Origin of the sequence: Bradyrhizobium sp. ISRA464 (assembly GCF_029910095.1) — a bacterium.
Classification (GTDB): Bacteria; Pseudomonadota; Alphaproteobacteria; order Rhizobiales; family Xanthobacteraceae; genus Bradyrhizobium.
This window is the reverse complement of sequence record NZ_CP094526.1, coordinates 5,642,422-5,664,853: the sequence shown is the minus strand read 5'-3', so window position 1 is coordinate 5,664,853 and position 22,432 is coordinate 5,642,422. Positions and strand designations below refer to the sequence as shown.

Below are 22,432 nucleotides of genomic sequence, written 5' to 3'. Positions count from 1 at the left end.
TAACTGATGGTCAACGGCAATGAAAAGCGCCGTTTCTTCCAAAAGCCAGAACTCCCGGATGCTTCGACGCATGGCCATCATGCTGGTCGCTGTCGGACTGGTTTTGGGGTCGGTGTTCGGGTTTGAAGCTTTTCGGGCCAGGATGGTCCAGAAGTCGATCGCCGGACTGCGCAACCCGCCGCAGACGGTTTCCACGATCACGGCCGGCACGCAGCGGTGGCAGGACCGCCTGGAGGCCGTGGGCAGCACCCGGGCGGAAAAGGGGGCCGACCTCAGTCCGCAGGTCGCCGGTATCGTCAAAGCGATCCATTTCCAGTCCGGCGAAGAAGTCGAGCAGGGAACATTGCTCGTCCAGCTGGAAGACGCCGATGACGTCGCGCACTTGCACGCTCTGGAGGCGACGACGGCGCTGGCGCAGCTCAACTACGATCGCGACGTCAGGTTGCTCAAGAGCCAGTCCGTGAGCCAGCAGACTGCTGATACGGACCTGGCAACGCTCAAGAACAACCAGGCGCAGGTTGCGCAACAACAGGCGCTTGTCGGCTACAAGTCGATCCGGGCACCTTTCTCCGGCCGAATGGGCATCCGTCAGGTCGATCTCGGCCAGTATATCGCGCCGGGGACGCCGATCGTAACGCTGCAGAAGCTCGATCCGATCTTCGTGGATTTCTACCTGCCGCAGCAGGACCTGGCAAAGATCAGGGTCGGCCAACCCGTCATTGCGAAGGTCGACACCTATCCTGATGAGACATTCACCGGCACGATCATGGCGATCAACTCCCTCGTCAATGCGGCGACCCGGAATGTCCAGGTCCGGGCGACACTCAAGAATCCCGACGAGAAGCTGCTGCCGGGAATGTTTGCGACCGTCGATATCGATGTGGGGACGCAGAAGGATTACGTGACACTGCCGAAGACGGCGATCTATTACAACGCGTATGGAGATATTGCCTATCTGATCAAAGATGCCGGCGGGGACGAGAGCGGGCAGGGGCAAAAGATTGCGCACCAGGTCTTCGTGAAAACCGGCCAGACCCGCGGCGACCAAGTCGCGGTGCTGGATGGAATCAAGCCTGGCGATGTCGTGGTCACGGCCGGGCAGAACAAGCTGCACAACGGATCTCCGGTCCGGATCAATAACGAAGTCACCACGCCTTTCAGCGCGAACCCTCAGGTCTCCGAACAATGAGAGGCCTGCCATGAACTTCACCGACCTCTTCATTCGCCGGCCCGTTCTTGCCACCGTGGTCAATCTGATGATCCTCGCGCTCGGCCTGCGCGCCATGAGTTTGCTGCCTGTGCTGCAATATCCGCGCACGCAGAATGCGGTCGTCACCGTTACTACCACCTATTACGGCGCTGCCCCCGATGTGATCGCCGGCTTCATTACAACGCCGCTCGAGAACGCGATCGCCCAGGCGAACGGCATCGATTACATGAGTTCGAATAGCGCAAGCGGCGTCAGCACGATCACCATCAACCTCCGCCTCAACTACGATGCCGACAAGGCACTGACGGAAATTAACACCAAGGTCAGCTCGGTGCTCAACCAGCTTCCCTCGGGGGCGCAGCAACCGGTGCTGAAGGTGCAGATCGGTCAGACGATCGACGCCATGTATCTCGGCTTCGACAGCGACGTGCTGGGACGGAATCAAATCACCGATTATCTCACCCGCGCCGTTCAGCCGAAGCTGCAGGCCGTACCGGGCGTTCAGACTGCGGAAATTCTGGGCGGACAGAACTTTGCCCTGCGGGCGTGGCTCGACCCGAAAAAGCTGGCTGCTTATGGCCTCAGCGCCGCAGATATAGCGGCTGCGTTGACGCAGAACAATTTTATCTCCGGGCTCGGCACCACCAAGGGGCAGATGGTGGAGGTGAATCTCACAGCATCGACCGGCCTACATTCGGAGAGCGAATTTGCCAACCTGATTGTCAAGCAGGCGGGTGGCGCGATCGTGCGGTTGAAGGATGTCGCAAACGTCTCGCTCGGCGCGGACGACTATGACACACAGGTCGCATTCGACGGCAAGCCGGCGGTCTACATCGGCATCCAGGTGGCGCCGACTGCCAACCTGCTCGACGTGATCGCGGGCGTGCACCGGATATTCCCGGGCATTCAACAACAGCTGCCCAACGGACTGCACGGCCAGATCGTTTACGATTCCACCAAATTCGTGCGCGCGGCGATCTATGACGTCGTGCAGACGCTCGTCGAGGCTCTGCTGATCGTCAATCTCGTCGTGTTCCTGTTCCTGGGGTCGGGGCGTTCCGTCCTGATCCCGATGGTCGCGATCCCGCTGTCGCTGGTGGGCGCCTTCACCATGATGCTGGCGGTCGGTTTCTCGATCAATCTCTTGACGCTGCTGGCGCTGGTGCTTGCGATCGGGCTCGTGGTCGATGATGCCATCATCGTCGTCGAAAACGTCAATCGTCACCTTGAGGCCGGCAAGGCGCCAGTCGTTGCGGCGATCGAGGCTGCGCGAGAACTCGGCCGCCCGATCATCGCCATGACGGTTGTCCTTGTCGCGGTCTATGTCCCGATCGCGTTCCAGGGCGGTCTGACCGGGGCGCTGTTCACGGAATTCGCATTCACCCTGGTCGGCACGGTGACAATATCGGCCGTTGCCGCGCTGACGCTGTCGCCGATGATGAGCTCCCGTCTGCTCAAGCCGCATGGCGCAACGCGCGGTTGGCAGGCACGATTCACTGCCCTCATTGAACGCCGTTTTGAGGCGCTACGTCGTCTTTATCTGAGCTGGCTGCACGGCAGCCTCGACTATATACCTGTAACAGGCGTCTTCGCACTGCTTGTGCTGTCCAGCATATATTTCCTTTATGCAGGCGCCAAGAGCGAACTTGCTCCCCAGGAAGACCAAGGTGTGGTGATTGCGACGTCCACGTTGGCGCCGGACGCGACCTTACAGCAAAAGGTGCTGTATGCGCGGCAGGTCTTCCAGATCATGAAGAAATATCCTGAGACCGATCACGTCTTCCAGATCAACTCGCCTGCGCGCGTGGTCTCGGGCATGGTGCTGACGCCGTGGGACGAGCGCACAAGGACGAGCAACCAGCTGCAGCCGATCGTTCAGCACCAACTCGACCAGGTTGCCGGGGCGCGGATCGCCGCCTTTCAGTTGGCTCCGCTGCCGGGCAGCCAGGGGCTGCCGATACAGTTCGTGATCAAGACGACCGATTCGTTCGACAAGCTCGACAATGCCGCCAAGCAGTTCCTGAAAGCTGCGATCGACAGCGGAATGTTCATCTTCCTCGACACAGATCTGAAGATCGACAATCCCGAAGCAGTCGTCGAGATCAATCGCGACAAGGCTGCGCAACTTGGGCTCAAGATGAGCGATGTCGGCAACGCGATGGGGGCGATGCTGGGCGGTGGTTATGTGAACTATTTTAGCCTTGACCAGCGTTCCTACAAGGTAATCCCGCAAGTCCATCGACGGTTTCGCCTGAATACTGATCAGCTGCTCAACTACTACGTGGCCAACGTATCGGGCATTCCCGTGCCGCTGTCGACGATCGCGCACATCGCAACCAAAACGGTCCCGGAGACGCTCAATCATTTCCAGCAGCTTAACAGCGCCACCATTCAGGGAGTTGCGGCGCCCGGCGTCGCGCAGTCCGACGCACTGGACCTCCTCAGGAATCTTGCTGCCAAGACGTTACCGCGAGGCTACACCGTCGATTACAGCGGCTTGTCCCGGCAATATATCCAGGAATCCTCCGGCTTTGTCGCCACGTTCGGATTTGCGCTGGTGATCATCTTCCTGTCGCTCGCGGCGCTGTTCGAAAGCTTCCGCGATCCATGCATCATATTGGTATCGGTGCCGATGTCGATCGCCGGTGCGTTGATCTTCGTGAGCCTTGGCATCGGCGGCGCATCGCTGAACATATACACCGATGTCGGCCTGGTGACGTTGATGGGCCTGATCAGCAAGCACGGCATTCTGATTGTCGAATTCGCAAACGAGCTGCAGCGCGGCGGCGTCGCCAAGCGCGAAGCAATCGAGCAGGCGGCCGGAATCAGATTGCGGCCGATCCTCATGACCACCGCGGCAATGGTCTTTGGCGTGGTTCCGCTGATCCTCGCAAGCGGCGCTGGCGCGGTCTCGCGCTTCAACATGGGACTCGTCATCGCAAGCGGAATCTCGATCGGTACACTGTTCACGCTCTTCGTGGTGCCGGCCATTTATTTCCTGATCGCGACCGAGCATTCCCACCAAGTATCGCAGGACGCATCACAGCTTGCGCCGCCAGGTGATGAGCCGAGGACAGTCTGACCCGGCAATCGGTCTCGCCTGCGCGGCCCGCAGAGTCTGCAGTCGGCTTCACCATGTGCGCTCGAACGGTACAGGCAACCCATTTGCGTTTGTCAGACCAATACCGTGCCGCTCCGTTTCAACGGAACAACATTGAAACTCGTCCGTCTTTCAAGATAAATTCTTCGCCAAAAAAAGTCCTCCCGGACTGACGAGTTAGCTAGGCGAGCCACCGTTTGCGGCGGCGGTAGTGCTTGCTGTCACGGAAACTCTTGCGGCGATCTTCGGAAATGCCGAGGTAGAATTCCTTCACATCCTCGTTGGCGGCGAGCGCCCTGGCCTCGCCGTCCATCACCACGCGACCGTTCTCTAGGATGTAGCCGTAACGCGCGAATTGCAGCGCCATATGGGTGTTCTGCTCGGCGAGTAAAAACGACACGCCTTCCTTCTCGTTCAGGTCTTTGACGATGCGGAAGATCTCCTCGACGATCTGTGGCGCCAGCCCCATAGAGGGCTCGTCGAGCAATATCATCTTCGGGCGCGACATCAACGCGCGCCCCAAGGCGCACATCTGCTGCTCGCCGCCGGAGGTGTAGCCGGACAACGCATTCTTCCGCTCGGCGAGGAGGGGGAAATAGTTATACACCAGATCCAGATCGCGGCTTATCGCGGCCTTGCCGTCGCGCCGGGTGAAGGCGCCAGTGAGCAAATTCTCTTCGATGGTGAGGTGGCCGAAACAATGACGGCCTTCCATCACTTGTATGCAGCCGCGCCGCACCAGCTCATTGGGCGAGAGATGTTGCACCTCGGCGCCGTCGAACTGGATGATGCCCTTGGTGACGTCGCCGCGTTCGGCGTGCAGCAGATTGGAGATCGCTTTTAGCGTGGTGGTCTTGCCTGCGCCGTTGGCGCCGAGCAATGCCACGATGCCGCCTTTGGGCACGCCGAGCGATACGCCCTTGAGCACCAGGATGACGCGGTCGTAGATGACCTCGATATTGTTGACCGACAGCAAGAGGGCGGCGGGCGTGGTCACTGGCTTAGAAGCGGCGAGTTCGGCGGTGGGCATGCCGGTCTTTCCCTTGAAGCGCCCTCATCCCGACGAGGTGCGCACGCCTCGAAGGATGAGGGCAACTGGCCTATTTATCGTCTCTCCTTTCGCGAGACGCGCCCCACCGCGCTCGGAAGGATGAGGGTCTTCTCAGTTACGCTGGCTTGTCGCAAGCCTCGGTGCGCTTCGGCCAGCCGGTGTTCTTCTCGACGTAGTCGGCAGCAGCCTTCTCCAGCAACGGCTGCACCTTGTCCTTCATCGGCTCGATCCAGTCGGATACCTTGACCCATTTGGTGCCATCCCATTGCTGCATGTAGGCTGGGCTGTGGCCGTTATGGTCGGCGCAAGTGGAGTGGACAACTGTTCCGAAGTTCGGGAGGCCGAGCTCCTTCCAGTGCGCCTCCGAAATGTCCAGCGTTTCGAGGCCGCGCCGGACATCCGGGCCAGTCACGACTTTCTTGCCGGTGATCTTTTGTGCGTTGCGGATCGCTTCCGCGATCAGCACGCTGTTGTAGACGCCCCGATCGTAGAAGGTGCTGGCGAACTGATCGCTTGCGACCTGGCTCTTGCCTTTGTCCACAACGTATTTCTTGATGTCCTGGATCGCGGGATAGTTCGAGCCCAAGCCGCTGATATTGAGCGCGAGATAGCCTTTGGCCTCCTGACCCGCGGCGCTCGCGTCACTGTCGGCTCCCGACCACCAGATGCCGACGAAGTGGTCCATCGGATAGCCATTCTCGGCGGCACGCTTGACCGCAGTCGGATTCATGGCGCCCCAGCCCCACATGATCATCCAGTTCGGACGGTCGCGGCGAACCGACAGCCATTGTCCGGACTGATCCGACATCTCCTTGCCGGCCACCGGGTAGAGCTTCACCGTAAAGCCGTAGTCTTTGCCCAGCTGCTCAAGCAGCGGAATCGGCTCGCGGCCATAGCCGGCGTCGAGATAGATGAAGCCGATCGTCTTGCCCTTGAGCTTTGCCAGGCCGCCTTCCTTGTCGCCGATGTAGCGGATGATCATTGACATGCCGTCCCAATAAGTGGCGGGCGGATTGAACACCCAGGGGAAGTCCTCGCCGATCGCCGAAGCCGATAATCCATAGGCCATCGACAGGACCGGGATCTTGTCGACCGCGGCCTTCGGAATCACCTGCAGCGTAATGCCGGTCGAGAACGGGTTGACGACTGTCGGGTTCTTGTCCTTCACCGACTCCCAGCATTCCACGCCCCGTTTGACGTCATAGCCGGTTTCGCATTCCTCCACCTTGAGCTTGACGCCGCCGATTCCGCCGTCCCGCTCGTTAAGCATGGTGAGATAGTCGTGCATGCCGTTGGCGATCGGGATGCCGGAATTGGCATAGGGACCGGTACGGTAGGTAAACAGTGGCACGTAGATCGAGTCCTGCGCCAGAGCTGGGCTGGTCAGCGCTGTGGTTCCCAGCAACCCGGCACAGGCTATGACGATAAGCAGTGGTCTTGTATTCATGACATCCTCCCATCAACCGCGCCGACAGCCGGCGCGTCTAGCTTCGCCCCCGCTTTGCAAGGCGACAATTTGGGAGCCGCGGCCTCAAACCGGCTGCGGTCGAAAATTGGCTCCTCTCGCTATATCAATAAGGAAATGGCCACACCCTCAGTTTCTGCTTTCCTATCTGCCACAGACGCGCCAGCCCGGCCGGCTCACCAACCAGGAAGACGATGATCAGCACGCCGACTGTCATGTAGGTAATGTGTTCCACCGTGTCCGCCTGCAGCGGCAGGCCGAGCGATTCCGGCAGCAGGCGCACGACGATCGGAAGAATGTAGATCAGCGCGGCACCCATGAAGGAGCCCAGCAGGCTGCCCAGACCGCCAATGATGATCATGAACAGGACAGTGAAGCTCTGGTTGATGTTGAAAGCAGAAGCTTCCGCTCCGCCGTACCAGAGGAACACCATCAACGCGCCGGCCACGCCGCAATAGAAGGAGGACACCGCGAAGGCGAGAAGCTTGGTCGGCAGCAGGCGGATGCCCATCAACTCTGCGGCGATGTCCATGTCGCGCACCGCCATCCACATGCGGCCGATGCGACCGTGGACAAGGTTAGAGGCGAGCCAGGTCATGACCATCACGAAGGCCAGCACGACGTAGTAACGAGTCTCCGACGTGGCGCGCGGCCCGGTGATGATGACGCCGAACAATTCGCGCTGCGGCACCTCGATGGCGCCCGAGATGTTGTAGTTGTAGAGCCAGGGGATGCGGATGAAGCACCATTCCAGAAAGAACTGTGCTGCCAATGTCGCGACGGCGAGATAGAAACCCTTTATGCGCAGCGAAGGTATGCCGAACACCGCGCCCACCGCTGCGGTGATGAATCCCGAAGCGATGATCCAGACAAGGATGTTCACGTCCGGGAACGACGACGTCAGCCGGTAACACGAATAGGCGCCAACCCCCATGAAGGCGCCTGTGCCTAGCGACAACAGTCCGGTATAGCCGGTGAGCAGGTTGAGCCCGATCGACGCGAGTGCGAAGATAAGAAACGGGATCAGCACAGCGTTGACGAGAAAGTCGTGCCCGGTGAATGGAATGGCGATCGCGATTGCCAGGATGACCGCGATGCCGATGCGGTCCTGCAGGATCGGAAAGATCGCCTGATCGCTGGCGTAGTCGGTCTTGAATTGTCCGGTTTCGCGATAAAGCATCGAACTACCCGCTACAGCTCATATCCGCTCGATGATCCGCTCGCCGAACAACCCTTGCGGGCGGAACAGCAGGAAGATCAGCGCAATCACATATGCGAACCAAGCATCGGTGCCGCCGCCGACTAATGGCCCCCAGTAGAACTCGGCGAGCTTCTCGCCGACCCCGATGATGAGACCGCCGACAATGGCTCCCGGAATCGAGGTGAGTCCGCCGAGGATTAGCACCGGCAGTGCCTTGAGTGCGATCACGTCGAGTGCGAACGAGACATCCGAGCGCGCGCCCCAGAAGATGCCGGTAACCAAAGCCACCAGCCCGGCAGCGAACCAGACGATTACCCAGATCTGCTCGAGCGAGATGCCGACCGAAAGTGCTGCCGCGTGACTGTCCGCAACCGCCCGCAGCGCGCGTCCGATGCGCGTCATGGAGAAGAACAGGCCGAGCCCTGCCACCATCAACGAGGCGACAACGGCGGAAGCGATGTCGAGCTTCTGCAACTGGACGATTCCACCCAACGTGCGGTAGGTGATGGGTCCCTGCGGCAGGTACAGCTCGTCCGTAATCATCACCTTCGGGTCGCCGCCGAACACCAATTCGCCGAAGCCTATGAGGAAGTAGGTGATGCCGAAGGTGGCCATGAACAGGATGATGTCGGGTTGATTCACCAACGGTCGCAGCACCAGCCGCTCCACAGCGAGGGCAAGGCAGAACATCACCGCAACCGCAAGCGCGAGCGCGAGAAAGGCCGGAACGCCAGCGTCGTGCAGGCCAACCAGCGTCAGCGCGGCGAACACCACCATGATGCCCTGCGCGAAGTTGAACACGCCCGATGCCTTGAAGATCAGCACAAAGCCGAGGGCGATCAGCGCATAGAGCGTGCCGCTGACCAGCCCCTCCCACAACGTCTGCGCCAAGAGATCGGGCGCCCGCGCCATCTGCACGAAGGGTTCGATGAAGACCATGTGGAGAAGCTCCATGACATCTCCCCTAGCGCGCGACGCCGAGATAGGCGTCGATCACGGCCTGATTGCTCCTGACGTCGTCGGGCGCGCCGTCGGCGATCTTGATGCCGTGATCGAGCGCAACCACACGGTCGGACAAATCCATCACGATGCTCATGTCATGCTCGATCAGCGCAATCGTGATGCCGTACTCGTCATTGACGTCGAGGATGAAGCGCGACATATCCTCCTTTTCCTCGAGGTTCATGCCAGCCATCGGCTCGTCGAGCAGCAGCAAGTCCGGCTCCATAGCGAGCGCGCGCCCGAGTTCGACGCGCTTCTGGAGGCCGTAAGGCAATCGGCCGACCGGCACACGACGGATTTCCTGGATCTTGAGAAAGTCGATGATCTCCTCGACTCGCAGACGGTGCTCGATCTCCTCCTTCATGGCAGGCCCGTGGCGCAGCAGCTGCCAAAAGAAGTTCTTGTGCATCTTCAGCGAGCGTCCGGCCATGATGTTGTCGAGCGCGGTCATGCCGCGAAACAGCGCCACGTTCTGAAAAGTTCGGGCGATGCCACCGCGCGCAGCTTCGTACGGGTGCATCTCGGCGCGCGTCTCGCCCTTGAAGGTAATGCGGCCGTGCTGCGGATGATAGAAGCCGTTGATGACGTTGAGCATTGAGGTCTTGCCGGCGCCATTGGGGCCAATGATGGCGCAGATTTCCCCTTTGTGGATGTTGAACGATACGCCGCTCAGCGCCTTGACACCGCCGAACGCCAGCGAGACCTGCTCCATCGACAGCAGTACGGTGTCGACAGCAGCTTCAGTTCCGCCGGGGGCTCTCATGCCGCTTTCTCCATCGCGGATGCGGCCGGCTGGATCTCCATCTCGCGGATCTTCACCAGCGCCTTGATGGTGCCCTTGCGGCCGTCCTCGAAGGTCACCTCCGTCGCGATGTTGGCTTCCTTGGAGCCGTCGTAGAGCGCCTTCACCAATGGCTCATAGCGCTCCGCGATGAAGCGGCGGCGTACCTTCTGTGTGCGGGTCAGCTCGCCGTCGTCTGCGTCGAGCTCCTTGTGAAGGATCAAGAAGCGCTTGATCTGCGCGCTCGCCATTTTGCCGTCGGCGGCAAGCGAGCGGTTCACCTCGGCGACATTCTTCTCGATCATGTCGTAGACTTGCGGGTGACCGGCCATCTCTTGATAGGAGGCATAGGTCACATTGTTGCGCTCGGCCCAGTTTCCGACCGCCGTGAGGTCGATATTGATCATGACGGCGACGAAGTCGCGGCCATTGCCATAGGCGACCGCCTCACGGATGTTGGGATAGTACTTGAGCTTGTTCTCGATGTATTTCGGCGAGAACAGCGTGCCGTCATTGAGCTTGCCGACATCCTTGGCGCGGTCGATGATCTTCAAGTGGCCGGTCCGCTCGTCGAAGTAGCCGGCATCGCCGGTTTTCACATAGCCGTCGGTTGTGAACGCTTCGGCGGTTTTTTCCTCGTCCTTGAGATAGCGGGTGAACATGCCCGGCGACTTGAACAGCACCTCGCCGTTCTCGGCGATGCGAATATCGACGTTGGGGAAGGTGGGTCCGACGGTGTCGGAGTAGATTTCTCCGTCGGGCTGGGCGGTGAGATACAGGAAAGCTTCCGTCTGTCCGTAAAGTTGCTTCAGATTAAGCCCGATCGCGCGATAGAAGCTGAATAAATCGTGCCCGATGGCCTCGCCTGCGGTATAGGCGACGCGTACGCGCGAGAAGCCAAGCACGTTCTTTAGCGGGCCGTAGACTAGGATGTTGCCGAGCGCGTAGAGCAGCCGTCCGGCTGGCGGCACCGGCTGCCTGTTGAGGATGCGTTCGCCGTAGGCGCGCGCGACGCCGATGAAATAGTGGAACATCTTGCGCTTGAGATAGCCGGCATCATCCATTCGGATCATCAGGCGGGTCAGCAGCGCCTCGAGCGTCCGCGGCGGCGCGAAATAGAAGGTCGGGCCTATCTCACGCAGGTCGGCCATGGCTGTGTCGGGGCTCTCCGGACAGGCCATGCAAAAGCCGGACACCAGCCCCTGCACATAGTTAAGGTAATGGTCGCCGACCCAGGCCGACGGCAGGTAGGCAAGCGCGACGTCTCTCTCGGTCAGCTTGTCGAAGGCCACCGTGTCGGTGGCTGCGGCAATCGCGCGCGCGCTCGTAAACACCACGCCTTTCGAGTTGCCGGTGGTGCCGGAGGTGTAAAGGATGACGGAGGGATCAAATCCCTTGCCGTTCTCGATTTCGGCATCGAGCCAAATGGAGAGGCGCGGATCCTTGGCGAGCGCCTGCTGTCCATCGGCGATCACCTCGTCCATGCAGTGCAGGCGGCTGTGGTCGTAGTCGCGCAGTCCTCGTTTCTCGTCGTAGAGGACAAGTTCCAGCTTGGGCAGGCCCTGCTGGACCGAGATGATCTTGTCGACCTGCTCCTGATCCTCGACCGCCGCGAAACGTGCTTCGGCGTGTGCCAGGACGAAGGCAAGCTCGTTGGCCACCGCATCCGCATAGACCGGTACCGGAATGGCGCCGAGCATCTGCGCCGCCATCATCGTCCAATAAAGCCGTGGCCGGTTATTACCGGCGATGGCGATCGTCTCGCCGGGCTTGAGGCCGAGCCGCTGCAGACCGATGGCGTAAGCACGAACAAGCTCGGCCACCTGGCTCCAAGTCCAAGTCTGCCAGATGCCAAGGTCCTTGTGCCGCATGCTCGGTCGGGAGCCGAACAAAAGGTCGTTGCGAATCAATAGCTTAGGGAATGTGTCCGCTTGAGCGGCGGCTTCCGCCACAGCTTCCTCCCGTCCGCCCCCGTCAGTACAGCGCGAACTTCGTGCCCTTGCCGCCTTCAGACGGTCTCGTCGGCTCCGAACATGGAAACATCAACTCCGCCACGAGGTTCCGACCGATTGGACGAGCGCGCAATTAGCATAACGGCGGATATCATCGCTCCCGATGGCCGCTCTTCGAGGCCCAATTTGGAAGAGCACCGTAGAATCCGTTGGGCTGACGGCGGGCGGCGAGCCCGACGGCGAGAACGCTGCCGCGACTAAGCGCCCTACGTGGATAAGAATCCTCAACTTTGGCGCGTCGCTGCGACATGGTTGTTTCTAAGATTGTGAGACGAGAGCGGACGTTACGCCCGGCGACCTGACGGTGCTCAAGCCCACCATCGCAGCCCAAAGTGCGAGCACACTCATCTGGGGCTTTCAGCGCGCAAACCTCAGATACTCCATTGAAGGACATTGTCGATTTAGGAACTGCCATTGCGCGAGCGAAGGCCTCGATACGGCGAGCGCCGACGCGGCAGGCCGTACCAGCCTGGGGCTCTTCTTTACCGAGACGGATGGCAATCAAAACGCAGGGAATGCGAATTCGAACAAATACAAGGGAAGGGGCCATCCGAAGATCAAAATGGTCGAATGAAATGGGCAGCGATAAAAAAACGATCGCGGCCCTTGATCCTGCACTAAGCCTTCGCGACGACCCGGCAATCTGGACCATCGGTTCAATCACTGGACCGCCGTGCGAGACGCCCTTATGAACGCACATCCGGACCTTTCTCAGCACGACGAGCTGATCGTAGCTATAGACGCCGGTTTCCTTGCTCAGCAGCGGGTGCTGGTAGCGACCCGTGGCGATCCAGAACAGTCCGGAATGTCGAGGGATCGCACACCGCTTTCAAAGCGGAAAGGTTCAATGCGCTTGGCCCGAAAGCGGCGAGCCGTACGACGTGAGGCTTTGCCGAGGCGGCGCGCCTTGCCAAGGTGGCGCGCCCAGCCGAGTGCTCCGCCATGGCTTGTTGCATGACACACGGGGAGAACGGTCATCGTCTGCTCGCGAAGCAGCGGCATGTAGTTCAGGCGGGACAACGACGATATTTGCGGCCGATATCTCGGGCTGTGCAATAAAACAGGCATGGTTTGGCCCGGTCGATCGATTCTCCTCTTGCTGCCGCGCAGCACGCAACGACCGCGATTTTATGGAGCGGCTGCGCCGGGAACTGCACAACTGCCACAATCGTGGTATAAGCCTTCAGTCCAAAAAATGAACTTAAAGTCGGGAGGACGGCATGCGGCTACGTTGTGCAAAAGTCCTGGGCTCGTTGACCGTAGGACTGTTTTTGACCGCCGGGGCGATGGCGGCGGAAGCCCCGAAAGAGATGAAGCTGTACGTGTTCAGCTCGGGGCGCTCAATCTCGACAAGTCGATCATCCAGAACGGCGCCAGCGGCAAAGTCCAGATTCCCGTGGGCTTCTTCCTGATCCGGCATCCCAAGGGGGATGTATTGTTCGACTGCGGCAACAACGACAAGATCATCACCAATCCGGATTATTGGGGACCGTTCGTAAAAGCGCTTGATCCGGGTCGCTCGCCGGATATCGCGATCGACAATCAGCTCAGCAAGATCAACGTCAAGCCTTCCGACATCAAATACGTCGTGCTCGGGCACTTCCATGTCGACCATGCCGGCAACATTGGCAAGTTCCTGGATTCGACGTTCGTGTATCAGCGCGACGAGATCAGGAATGCGTTCTGGCCGGCGCCGGGCTATGCCACCTTCTTCATCACAGACGACTTTGCCATGCTACGCAACAGCGTGGGCGGTCCCATGCCCAGCAAATACAAGACTATCGAGCTCGACGGCGATCTCGACCTATTCGGCGACAATAGTATCTACATCCACCGAACCGTATCGCATACCCCGGGCAGCCAGATCATGGTCGTGCGTCTACCGAAGACCGGGACCGTTGTGCTTACCAGCGACGCCGTCTATCTGCAGGAGAATCTCGACAAGAACATCCTACCGAGCGTCGGCAGCGTTTATGATCCGGTCGGGATGCTCGACGCCTATGCATGGGTGAAGCGGGTGCACGACGCCGAAGGCGGCGACATCCTCTTCGCGCACGATCCGGACGTGTACAAGGCACACAAGCATTCGCCCGAATTTTATGAGTGATGAACGGTAGGGTCGCGCCGTGAGCAGGTTCAAATCCTGGGCCACGTGCCCGGGATCGTGTTTGTGCTGCGGCTTCCACGCGATCGCTTGTCTCGCCTGAGGGTTGTAAGCAGATGTCCCCTCTCGTGCTGGCGCAGCATGTCACCAAATGGTACGGGCCGCGGCGCGCCGTAACGGACGTCAGCTTTACCATCGAGCAAGGCGAGATCGTTGGCCTGCTCGGGCCGAACGGCTCGGGCAAGAGCACGATTTTCCGCATGTTGACCGGCTATCTCGTGCCGACTTCCGGGCGCATCGAGGTCGTCGGCCATGACGTCGTCACCGACTCGCTCGCGGTCCGCCGCGTGATCAGCTATGTGCCCGAGGATGCGCCCCTCTACGACCACATGCGGGTCGGCGAATTTCTGAATTTCATGGCCAACCTCAAGGGCCTACGGGGGCCTGCGGCAAAGGCCGCGGTCGAGGCCGCCGCGGAGCGGCTGGATCTTGCGCGCGTCATGATGCTGTTGACTGGAAAGCTCTCTCGCGGCTTCCGCCAGCGCGTCTCGATCGCGCAGGCACTGCTCGGACATCCGCTGGTGCTGGTGCTGGACGAGCCGACCAGCGGGCTCGATCCGCATCAGGTGATCGCCGTTCGCGATCTCATCCAGTCCCTTTCTGGAAACCACACCGTGCTGATCGCCTCTCACATCCTCCCGGAAATCGAGAAGATTGCCTCAAGGGTGATGATCCTGCTCGACGGCACGCTGCTCACCGCCGACGCTCTGAAGAAGACCGGAGACGTGACGCTTCGGCTTGTCGCGGCTGCATCCGAGGCTGCTGTTCGCAGTGTCGCCACGACCGTCTCCGGCGTGCGCGACGTCACCATCGATGCCGATGCGGGCGTCGGGGCGATGCGCTATCTGATCAAGGCTGAGCCGCGTGCATCACTCGCCGCAGAGATCGCGGCTGCGTTGGTCGGGGCCGGCGTTGCGGTGTCTGAGCTGACCGAGAGCCGCTCCGGCCTCGAGCGCGTGTTCCTCGACCTGACGCGGCGATCGGCGAGGGGGGCCCCATGAGAAGCTTTGCAGTGCTGCTGCGCAAGGAGGAGATGGCGCTGTTTTCCTCGCCAATCGCCTACGCGGTGATAACCGTCTTCCTGCTCATCATGGGCTACAGCTTCACCCTCACTTTGTTCATCAGCCACCAGCCCAGCATGGTCCACGTCTTCTTCCAGATGTTCGTTCTGTTCATGCTGACCGCGCCGCTGATCACCATGCGCCTGTTGGCGGAAGAGCGAAAGCTGCGGACGATGGAGGTGTTGCTCACCTCTCCGGTCTCCGAGGTCACAATCGTGCTGGCGAAATATGTCGCCAGCATGAGCCTGATCGTGGTCATGCTGCTGCTGTCCGGCTGCTATGCGGCGGCGCTCGCCTGGTTCGGCGATCCCGATTTCGGTCCGATCTACAGCGGCTATCTCGGTCTGTTGCTGTTCGGCTCGGCGCTGGTCGGTACGGGACTGCTGGCATCGGCGCTCACGGCGAACCAGGTGATCGCGGCACTGATCTCGCTCACTGTCTTCCTGCTACTGTGGATCATCGACAATTTCGGCTGGTTGCTGCCGACCCCGGCCGATACGCTGGTGGTGAACCTGTCGCTCGCGGTGCATTTCCGCCCCTTCGCGGTAGGCTCAATCTATCTTTCCGACATCGGATTCTTTCTCAGCGCCACGCTGCTGACGCTGCTGTTCACCGTGCGGGCGCTGGCGCGGCGATAGGAGAGACGGATGTCGCGGTTTGTCCTATCCGACCTGGCCGTTGCCGCGCTGATCGCCGCCGCGATTCTGTTCGGCGCGCTCGGCTTTGCCGTCTCCGGCGACAAGCTCTCCAACAGCCTGTTCTTCGCAGCCTGGTTGATCACCCTGCTCACACTGTTTGCGCTCGCGGTCCGCCTGCCGCTCCGCGGCCGCGGCTCGCGCTGGTCCGCTCTTGCGGCCAACGCGCTGATTGTCGCCGGCGCCATCGGCGTGGCCATCTCCGCCAATGTGGCACTGTATCGCCACGACGTGCATTTCGACGCGACAAGGGAGGGGCAGAACACGCCACCGCAGCAACTCACCGACGTCGTTGACCAACTGCGCTCTCCGCTCGCGATGACGTATTTCTACAATGCCAGTGACCCCAACGCGCTTGCCACCAAGGAAATGATCGAGATCTCGGCACGAAACCACCCGCTTTTTTCATTCCGCGCCATCGATCTCGACAAGGAGCCGGGGCTCGCGCGCGACATCGGCGTACGTTCCTACAATACGGCGGTGCTGCAGGCCGGCGACCACAAGGTGCTCGTGGAGAACATTACCGATGCCGCGCGCCTCGGCTACGCCGCGCTGCGCGTGCTCCGCAAGCGCGCCGAAACGATCTGCTTCGTGACCGGCCATGGCGAGACGTTCCGTCCGGTGCCAAGCCATTACCATTTCAGTCATGTCGAGACGCTGCGCGGTCACGATATTCCGGGAGCGGGCGACGTGCTGGTAGCCGAGCCCGAGCAACTCGATCGGCTTCAACTGGCGCTGAACGAGATCGGCTTCGACATGCGCCCGCTCGTGACAGCGACAGCGAGCGCGATACCATCCGATTGCACCGTCGTGGCCGAGATCGGTCCACGTGCGGCACTCGCAGCGGGCGAAGCCGATCTCCTGGCCGACCATCTTAAAAGCGGTGGGCGGCTCGTGATGCTGATCGATCCGCAGTTCTACCTCGGGGCTGAGCTGAAAAGCAGGTTGCTCGAGCCGCTCGGAGTATCGACCGATGCAGCCATCGTCATCGATCCTCTGAATCATTTCCGCACCGATCCCGATAAAGTCGCGGTGCCCTATTATCCGCCGCATCCGATCACCGCGCGTCTGGCACTCACGGTGTTTGCGCAGACAAGGCCGATCCATCTTGCCAAACCGCCCGCGACCGTGAGAGCCAGTGTGCTTGCCGCCAGCAGTCAGGACAGCTCTTTGCGGCCGCCGTCGGCTGCTGGCAGCATCACCGTCGCAGCCGGCGGCCAGGCGGCTTCCGAAGCCGACCACGGCGCGCAAGCGCTCGCCGTCGCGTTCGAAGGAGCCTTTCCCGGAGCCGCGCCTGACAAGCACTTCCGCCTGGTAATCGCGGGCACCAGCAAATTCGCCACCAACGAATATTTTTCCTACGTTTCGAACGGCGAGTTGTCGGTCGCGATCATGCGCTGGTTGGCTGAGGACGACGCGGCGCCGAACGTGGCGCCACGTACCTACACCGTGCCCGAGATCGTGCTGACCAGCGCTCAGATGCGCAACACCTTCATCGCGCTTGAAGTGTTGCTGCCGTTCACCACCGCCTTGTTCGGCGTCGCGATGTGGTGGAGGCGGCGTTGACCTGCGCGACGACGGCGCGCGCCCCCGCGCGATGGAAGACGGCGACGGCCGCTGCCGTGCTGATCGGCCTTCTGCTTGTGCTGGTAGCATCCGGCCAATGGCCGGGGCTGCGCAGCAAACCACCGTTCACGCCAAAGGGTCTGGTCGCAATCGCGCCAGGCCAAATCGAACGCATCGAGATTCGTGCGGGCGCCGACGGTGTCGCGCTGCGGCGCCATTCGGACGGCTGGGCGATCGACGGCGCTGATGCTACTGCGACGGCCGAGCTCGCTTCGCATGTCGATACGGCCTTGAAGTTCGTCAATGTCAGCGAACCATCGCGCGAGATTCCCGCAGCCGAGCTTGCCGCCGACAGTTTTGCAGCCTTCGGGCTCGATCCGCCTGACCAGGTGGTCGTGCTCGAAACCCATGCCGGGCGCGCGGCGACCTTAAACTTCGGCATGCCAAATCCGGCCGGCACGTCGCACTATGTCAGGCTAGGCGGCGCGCCGACCGTTTATCTGATGCCCCGGCACGTAACGGAAGAATGGCGGCTGGTGTTCGATATGGCGCGACGGCTAAGAGGAAAATCCACTGCCGGCGCCGTCCCTAGTCGTGGCGCGGATCTGCTGCTGCCGGTTTCGATGGCGCAAGTGTGGGCGATCGAGATCGTTGCGAGCGGTAAGCTCACTCGTTTCGAGCGTGACGCGGCGGGAGCGTGGTTCCGCCATCTCGGCCAGCATACCCACACAGCCGGCGGCAACGTTCATGTCGCCGATCCCGTGCAGGCGCCCATCATCGATACCGCCTTCCGTGCCTTCGACGCGGCCGTGGCTGAGACGCGTGTCGGGCCGGGCGACGGTGCACGTCTCGCGCAATACGGGCTCGCTCTGCCGAGTCTGATCGTGTTGTTCTACGCGCGCGATAGCTCGACCCCGTTGGCGCGGCTCGAGTTTGGCGCGTCCGTCGACAAGCTCGATCGCTATGCGCAGCTCGCGCCCGATGGGGCCGTCATTACGGTTGCCGAGTTCGAGCCGAGGCGCCTGATCGAGCTCCTCAAGGCGGTCGGAGCAGGCTTGTGACTCCGGCGCGCTTGCTGCTTGCTGCCGCGAGCGTGCTCGGCGTCATGGGCCCGGCGCAGGCGCACCAGGTCAATCTCTCGACGGCGCGGGTGATGCTGAGCGCTGACCGCACCGTCAGCGTCGAAGTAGGACTCAAGGGCAGCGACGCGGATCGTCTTGCCGGCACGAAGATCTTCGATGCGCGGCTCGATCGGGTCGATCCGAAGCTAGTCGCGGCATTGGGCGCACCGATCGTCGCCTATGTCAGCGCGCATGTCGCCGTCACCGGCGGCGATGGCAAACCTTGTGCGCCCGGCTCGGCCGCGCTCTTGCCCGACGGCGATGGTGTGCTCTTCCGCAACAGCTTTTCGTGCCGCGATGTTGGAGGCGACATCGTCTACCGCTCGACGGTGCTGACCGACACCGATCCCGCGGCCCGACAGGTGGTTCTGATCGGCGAGGGCGACGTTGCGCCGCAGGCGCTACTCGATGCCGCCAACACCACGGTGGCGCTGTCGGCGCCGGTGCCGTCGCGGCTCTGGACGTTCGGGCGTTATCTCGTCACCGGCATCGAACACATTTTCTTGGGCTACGATCACATTGCCTTTCTCATCGCGATCGTACTGTGGGCACGGCGGCTCGTCCCGGTGATCAAAATTGTCACCGCCTTCACTATCGCCCATTCGATCACGCTGTCGCTCGCCGCGCTCGGCATCGTCATCATCCCTTCGACGATCATCGAGCCTGCGATCGCCGCATCGATCGTATTCGTGGCGCTTGAGAACTTCTTCTCGCGCGATATCGACCGCCGCTGGCGGGTGACCTTTGCGTTCGGCCTCATTCACGGCTTCGGCGTCGCCGGCGCGCTCAAGGAGATCGGAATGCCGCCGAACGCGATCGCCACCGCGCTCGCTGCCTTTAACATCGGCGTCGAGATCGGTCAGATCGCGATCGTCTCGATCGTTGTTCCCTTGCTGATTGCGGGCGACCGGTTGCTGGCCGGGGCCGGGGGCAAGCCGGCGATGGCAGCGCCCGTGGTCTATGGATTTTCCGCGCTCATCACCGTGCTCGGCGGCTACTGGTTGTTCATGCGCATCCTTAGCGCGTAGCAGCCGTCTACAACTCCATCGAGAACCGGATCGCGGGGTTCGCCGGCGAAATCGATCATGCAACGCGCAGGAACGCCGGCTTTTGGCGGATTTTCAAGGCTCCGCTCGCGCGAGTTATTCCCCTTCGATACGCAAACATGGCTCCAGCGATGGTGGGTATCGCCATGTAGCGGACCCAGGAGAAGGACCAGCGACAAATGCGGCCTTCTGTCGCCGCCAGCGGAAACGATCGTGAAAAGATGGGCTCGGGCCCGGTTGAGCTCCGCTTCGCTCAAGCGATGCCGGGCAACCGTCACCGTCACGCTCCTGGCGTCATTGGTGCTCACGTCGCTTCAAGATGATGCGTCGGCCAGGCGACTAACGGGCTCCCCTGGCGCCCAGAACGGCCGGCAGCGTTTGCAGCAGGATGTACACGTCGAGCCAGAGCGACGAATTGCGGATGTAGAAGAGATCCTGCTCTCGCAGCACCTGCAGATCGCCGTCGCTGCGCGACGAGACCTGCCACAGCCCGGTGATGCCCGGCAGAACGCTGGTGCGCAACGACCGGAATTCCTCATCCAGCTGTTCGGCATGATAGGCGGGAAGCGGGCGCGGCCCGACCAGGCTCATGTCGCCGCGGATGACATTCCAGAGCTGCGGCAGTTCATCGATGCTGGAGCGGCGCAGGAAGTTGCCGATAACCGGTAGAATCCGCGGATCATTCCGCAGCTTGAAGAATTGCCGCCACTCGGCGCGTGCCTGCGGGTTGCGGTTGAGATGTTCTTCCAGCAGGTGATTGCTGTTGGCATACATCGTGCGCAGCTTGTGCATCTTCACCAGCCGTCCCCGATGCCCGATGCGTTCCTGGACAAAGAAGGCCGGACCCGGGTCGATCAGCTTGATCGACATCGCCGCCAGAGCGACGACAGGCAGCGCGAGCAGCGCCAGTGGAACGGCGAGCAGGATATCCAACATCCTTTTGAGGAGCCAGTTCTGCAGGGAGCGAGAGTTGCGGGGAGTTTCGATGCCCAGCATGGTCTCAAGCGCGTGCATACGCAGCCATGGGCTCTGAGCGGTGCGGATGTCTTCGAGCAACATGAAGCGGCAAGGCTGCGCGAGCACATGGCAATCGCGCTGGATCGCGGCGAGTCCGATCGCGGTCGTGAAAATGGCGACTTCGATTTCGGTGCGCGGCCTGATGCTGGCAAGGTCGGTCGTCGTCCCGATCAAGGGCAACGGGAATAACCCTGCCATCGCGGCGTCGTCATCGGCGGTCCTGATCAGCCCGATCGGCTTCAGGCCGAGCTCGGATTTGCGCGTCAGCAACTGTGCAAGGTCGCGGCATTGGCTGCTTGTACCCACCAAGACGGTGGAGGCGCCCCAGAGGTCGACATGCATCAGCAGAGCCCGGGACGCGGCCTCGACGTAGTGGCCGATCAACAACAGGCAGGCCGCATAAACGGCTTGTACAACGATGAGGTCGGCGATTTTTCCCCCGCCGTCGTGCGCTATCGTGGCGATGCTCCACACCGCGACGACAACGCCAATGCCAAGCGCGCGCTGCCGGAAGCGCTGGTAAGGCCCCGGACCGGATCCGGTGTAGAGCCCGACCACGAAGAACGCGAAAACGACGAGGAGAACCGTGACCTCAAGATGCTCGGGCGCCGGCAGTCCGGCCGCTCGTGCGAGCAAACCGGTGCAGTAGCCAGCGGCGAACGCGGCGGCGACGTCGCCGCTGACCAGCGAAGACATGACGATCGACTTACGGTGTCGCCGGACCAATCCGAGACCGCGGTCGCTGCCAGAGCGCAGGCTCGGGCGGCTCGCTTGATGCAGGTTCAGCCCCTGGTCCGCCATGCTGGTACTTGCTTCCGTTCGATCCAATAGACAACGTCCTCCGGCTGCGATGCCGGAGGACGTCCGCTGCTATGCGGCTGCGATGCTGGAGAGATCCGGTTTGCCGAGAACGCGCTCCTCGATCCAGCGGTAGGTGGGAACGAGTCCTTGTCGCAGCATTGTCTTCGGCTCCCAACCGAGCACAGTCCTTAGCCGCGAATTATCGCTGTTACGCCCGCGCACGCCCTGCGGCTTCGAGGTGTCGTGATGCTTGATCACCGACTTGCCGGCGATGGCGGCAATGATGTCGACGAGTTCATCGACCGTTACCAACTCGTCCGTGCCGAGATTCAGCGGGCGGGAATAGTCGGACTGCATGATGCGATGAATGCCTTCGACGCAATCGTCGATGTACATGAACGATCGTGTCTGCTTGCCGTCCCCCCAGATCTGCAGCTCGTCTCCGCTGTGGAGAACAGCGATCTTGCGCGACAGCGCTGCAGGCGCCTTTTCGCGGCCGCCGTCATAGGTGCCGAGCGGACCGTAGACGTTGTGAAAGCGGACGACGCGCGTCGGCAGGTGCCAGTCCTCGGTGAAGTACTGGCAGAGCTTTTCCGTATAGAGCTTTTCGAGGCCATAGCCTTCTTCCGGGTCGGCCGGAAACGCATCGTCCTCGCGCAGAGGAACGACGTTGGGATCTCGCTGCAGATATTGCGGGTAGACGCAGGCCGATGAGGAAAACAGGAAGCGCTTGACCCCGTGATGCTGAGCGGCCTGCAGCATATGCGCGTCGATCAGGGTGTTGTTGATCGTGATCTCCGCGTGCTGCGCGGTGATATAGCCGATGCCGCCCATGTCGGCGGCAAGATGATAAACCTCGTCCATCTTATTGGTGACACGCAGGCATTCCGCAGGGTCACGCAAGTCGGCAATCATGAACTCGTCGGCGGCGGTTTCCTCGTATTCGGGACTTTTGATGTCGGCGCCGCGCACGGAGTATCCGAGCCCGACCAGATACTTGACCAAATGGTGGCCGATGAATCCGCCGGCACCCGTGACGAGCGCCGTTTTCCTGCCTCGCATTTTCGCGCCTCCGTGTTGTCCTGGTGGTGTCCTGCCTCAGCTGCATCAGTCGCGGAAGGGATTAAGCAACGTCGAGC

At 61.4% G+C, this 22,432-nt stretch carries 16 protein-coding genes and 1 pseudogene; 9 read left to right on the top strand and 8 right to left on the bottom strand.

Going from position 1 to position 22,432, the window contains the following annotated elements; all coding sequences use genetic code 11:
* Positions 1-70 precede the first annotated feature (70 nt).
* A complete protein-coding gene (locus MTX19_RS26405) occupies positions 71-1,189 on the top strand; it encodes an efflux RND transporter periplasmic adaptor subunit (protein ID WP_280980006.1) in 1,119 nt (372 codons plus the stop codon).
* A gap of 10 nt (positions 1,190-1,199) precedes the next feature.
* On the top strand, positions 1,200-4,292 hold the full coding sequence (locus MTX19_RS26400) for an efflux RND transporter permease subunit (RefSeq protein ID WP_280980005.1): 3,093 nt from the start codon (positions 1,200-1,202) through the stop codon (positions 4,290-4,292).
* Positions 4,293-4,491: 199 nt separating this feature from the next.
* On the opposite strand, the gene MTX19_RS26395 is transcribed toward MTX19_RS26400, so the two are convergent.
* From MTX19_RS26395 to MTX19_RS26370, 6 genes are all read right to left on the bottom strand, one after another.
* A complete protein-coding gene (locus MTX19_RS26395) occupies positions 4,492-5,340 on the bottom strand; it encodes an ABC transporter ATP-binding protein (protein WP_280976768.1) in 849 nt (282 codons plus the stop codon).
* Positions 5,341-5,476: 136 nt separating this feature from the next.
* Positions 5,477-6,808 (bottom strand): ABC transporter substrate-binding protein, encoded by a 1,332-nt coding sequence (locus tag MTX19_RS26390; RefSeq protein ID WP_280980004.1) that lies wholly within the window; start codon positions 6,806-6,808, stop codon positions 5,477-5,479.
* A gap of 124 nt (positions 6,809-6,932) precedes the next feature.
* Positions 6,933-8,006 carry a branched-chain amino acid ABC transporter permease gene (locus MTX19_RS26385; RefSeq protein WP_280980003.1) on the bottom strand — a complete coding sequence of 358 codons (1,074 nt, stop codon included), beginning with the start codon at positions 8,004-8,006 and terminating at the stop codon, positions 6,933-6,935.
* Positions 8,007-8,024: 18 nt separating this feature from the next.
* The gene (locus MTX19_RS26380; protein ID WP_280980002.1) at positions 8,025-8,981 is read right to left on the bottom strand and encodes a branched-chain amino acid ABC transporter permease; all 957 of its coding nucleotides are present in this window, start codon (positions 8,979-8,981) and stop codon (positions 8,025-8,027) included.
* Positions 8,982-8,991: 10 nt separating this feature from the next.
* Complete coding sequence (locus MTX19_RS26375) at positions 8,992-9,792, bottom strand: ABC transporter ATP-binding protein (RefSeq protein ID WP_280980001.1); 801 nt, start codon at positions 9,790-9,792, stop codon at positions 8,992-8,994.
* Positions 9,789-11,681 (bottom strand): AMP-binding protein, encoded by a 1,893-nt coding sequence (locus MTX19_RS26370; RefSeq protein ID WP_280980000.1) that lies wholly within the window; start codon positions 11,679-11,681, stop codon positions 9,789-9,791. Before MTX19_RS26370 ends, MTX19_RS26375 begins: the two co-directional genes overlap by 4 nt.
* 503 nt (positions 11,682-12,184) lie before the next feature.
* Here MTX19_RS26370 and MTX19_RS26365 point away from each other — a divergent pair.
* The 7 genes and pseudogenes from MTX19_RS26365 to MTX19_RS26335 form a co-directional block, all read left to right on the top strand.
* Positions 12,185-12,531: pseudogene (locus MTX19_RS26365) on the top strand (hypothetical protein); the annotation flags it as partial.
* 387 nt (positions 12,532-12,918) lie between these two features.
* Entirely contained in the window at positions 12,919-13,929 is a 1,011-nt protein-coding gene (locus MTX19_RS26360; RefSeq protein WP_280985541.1) for an N-acyl homoserine lactonase family protein, read from the top strand.
* A 113-nt stretch (positions 13,930-14,042) separates the two neighbouring features.
* The gene (locus tag MTX19_RS26355) at positions 14,043-14,987 is read left to right on the top strand and encodes an ABC transporter ATP-binding protein (protein WP_280979998.1); all 945 of its coding nucleotides are present in this window, start codon (positions 14,043-14,045) and stop codon (positions 14,985-14,987) included.
* Positions 14,984-15,685 (top strand): ABC transporter permease, encoded by a 702-nt coding sequence (locus MTX19_RS26350; protein WP_280979997.1) that lies wholly within the window; start codon positions 14,984-14,986, stop codon positions 15,683-15,685. The genes MTX19_RS26355 and MTX19_RS26350 overlap by 4 nt, the downstream gene beginning before the upstream one ends.
* A 9-nt stretch (positions 15,686-15,694) precedes the next feature.
* A complete protein-coding gene (locus MTX19_RS26345) occupies positions 15,695-17,308 on the top strand; it encodes a Gldg family protein (protein ID WP_280979996.1) in 1,614 nt (537 codons plus the stop codon).
* Complete coding sequence (locus tag MTX19_RS26340; RefSeq protein ID WP_280979995.1) at positions 17,305-18,369, top strand: DUF4340 domain-containing protein; 1,065 nt, start codon at positions 17,305-17,307, stop codon at positions 18,367-18,369. The genes MTX19_RS26345 and MTX19_RS26340 overlap by 4 nt, the downstream gene beginning before the upstream one ends.
* Complete coding sequence (locus MTX19_RS26335; RefSeq protein ID WP_280985540.1) at positions 18,366-19,457, top strand: HupE/UreJ family protein; 1,092 nt, start codon at positions 18,366-18,368, stop codon at positions 19,455-19,457. The genes MTX19_RS26340 and MTX19_RS26335 overlap by 4 nt, the downstream gene beginning before the upstream one ends.
* 357 nt (positions 19,458-19,814) lie before the next feature.
* Here MTX19_RS26335 and MTX19_RS26330 read toward each other — a convergent pair whose 3' ends face one another.
* Both MTX19_RS26330 and MTX19_RS26325 read right to left on the bottom strand, forming a co-directional pair.
* Positions 19,815-21,293 (bottom strand): exopolysaccharide biosynthesis polyprenyl glycosylphosphotransferase, encoded by a 1,479-nt coding sequence (locus MTX19_RS26330; protein ID WP_280979993.1) that lies wholly within the window; start codon positions 21,291-21,293, stop codon positions 19,815-19,817.
* Positions 21,294-21,362: 69 nt separating this feature from the next.
* Positions 21,363-22,355 carry an NAD-dependent epimerase/dehydratase family protein gene (locus tag MTX19_RS26325; protein ID WP_280979992.1) on the bottom strand — a complete coding sequence of 331 codons (993 nt, stop codon included), beginning with the start codon at positions 22,353-22,355 and terminating at the stop codon, positions 21,363-21,365.
* Between the last annotated feature and the right edge of the window lie 77 nt (positions 22,356-22,432).

Excerpts from the sequence above, each read along its gene's own strand:
- MTX19_RS26405 (WP_280980006.1), top strand. The coding sequence starts at position 71 with ATGGCCATCATGCTGGTCGCTGTCGGACTGGTTTTGGGGTCGGTGTTC.
- MTX19_RS26400 (WP_280980005.1), top strand. The coding sequence starts at position 1,200 with ATGAACTTCACCGACCTCTTCATTCGCCGGCCCGTTCTTGCCACCGTG.
- MTX19_RS26395 (WP_280976768.1), bottom strand. The coding sequence starts at position 5,340 with ATGCCCACCGCCGAACTCGCCGCTTCTAAGCCAGTGACCACGCCCGCC.
- MTX19_RS26390 (WP_280980004.1), bottom strand. The coding sequence starts at position 6,808 with ATGAATACAAGACCACTGCTTATCGTCATAGCCTGTGCCGGGTTGCTG.
- MTX19_RS26385 (WP_280980003.1), bottom strand. The coding sequence starts at position 8,006 with ATGCTTTATCGCGAAACCGGACAATTCAAGACCGACTACGCCAGCGAT.
- MTX19_RS26380 (WP_280980002.1), bottom strand. The coding sequence starts at position 8,981 with ATGGAGCTTCTCCACATGGTCTTCATCGAACCCTTCGTGCAGATGGCG.
- MTX19_RS26375 (WP_280980001.1), bottom strand. The coding sequence starts at position 9,792 with ATGAGAGCCCCCGGCGGAACTGAAGCTGCTGTCGACACCGTACTGCTG.
- MTX19_RS26370 (WP_280980000.1), bottom strand. The coding sequence starts at position 11,681 with ATGCGGCACAAGGACCTTGGCATCTGGCAGACTTGGACTTGGAGCCAG.
- MTX19_RS26355 (WP_280979998.1), top strand. The coding sequence starts at position 14,043 with ATGTCCCCTCTCGTGCTGGCGCAGCATGTCACCAAATGGTACGGGCCG.
- MTX19_RS26350 (WP_280979997.1), top strand. The coding sequence starts at position 14,984 with ATGAGAAGCTTTGCAGTGCTGCTGCGCAAGGAGGAGATGGCGCTGTTT.
- MTX19_RS26345 (WP_280979996.1), top strand. The coding sequence starts at position 15,695 with ATGTCGCGGTTTGTCCTATCCGACCTGGCCGTTGCCGCGCTGATCGCC.
- MTX19_RS26330 (WP_280979993.1), bottom strand. The coding sequence starts at position 21,293 with ATGGCGGACCAGGGGCTGAACCTGCATCAAGCGAGCCGCCCGAGCCTG.
- MTX19_RS26325 (WP_280979992.1), bottom strand. The coding sequence starts at position 22,355 with ATGCGAGGCAGGAAAACGGCGCTCGTCACGGGTGCCGGCGGATTCATC.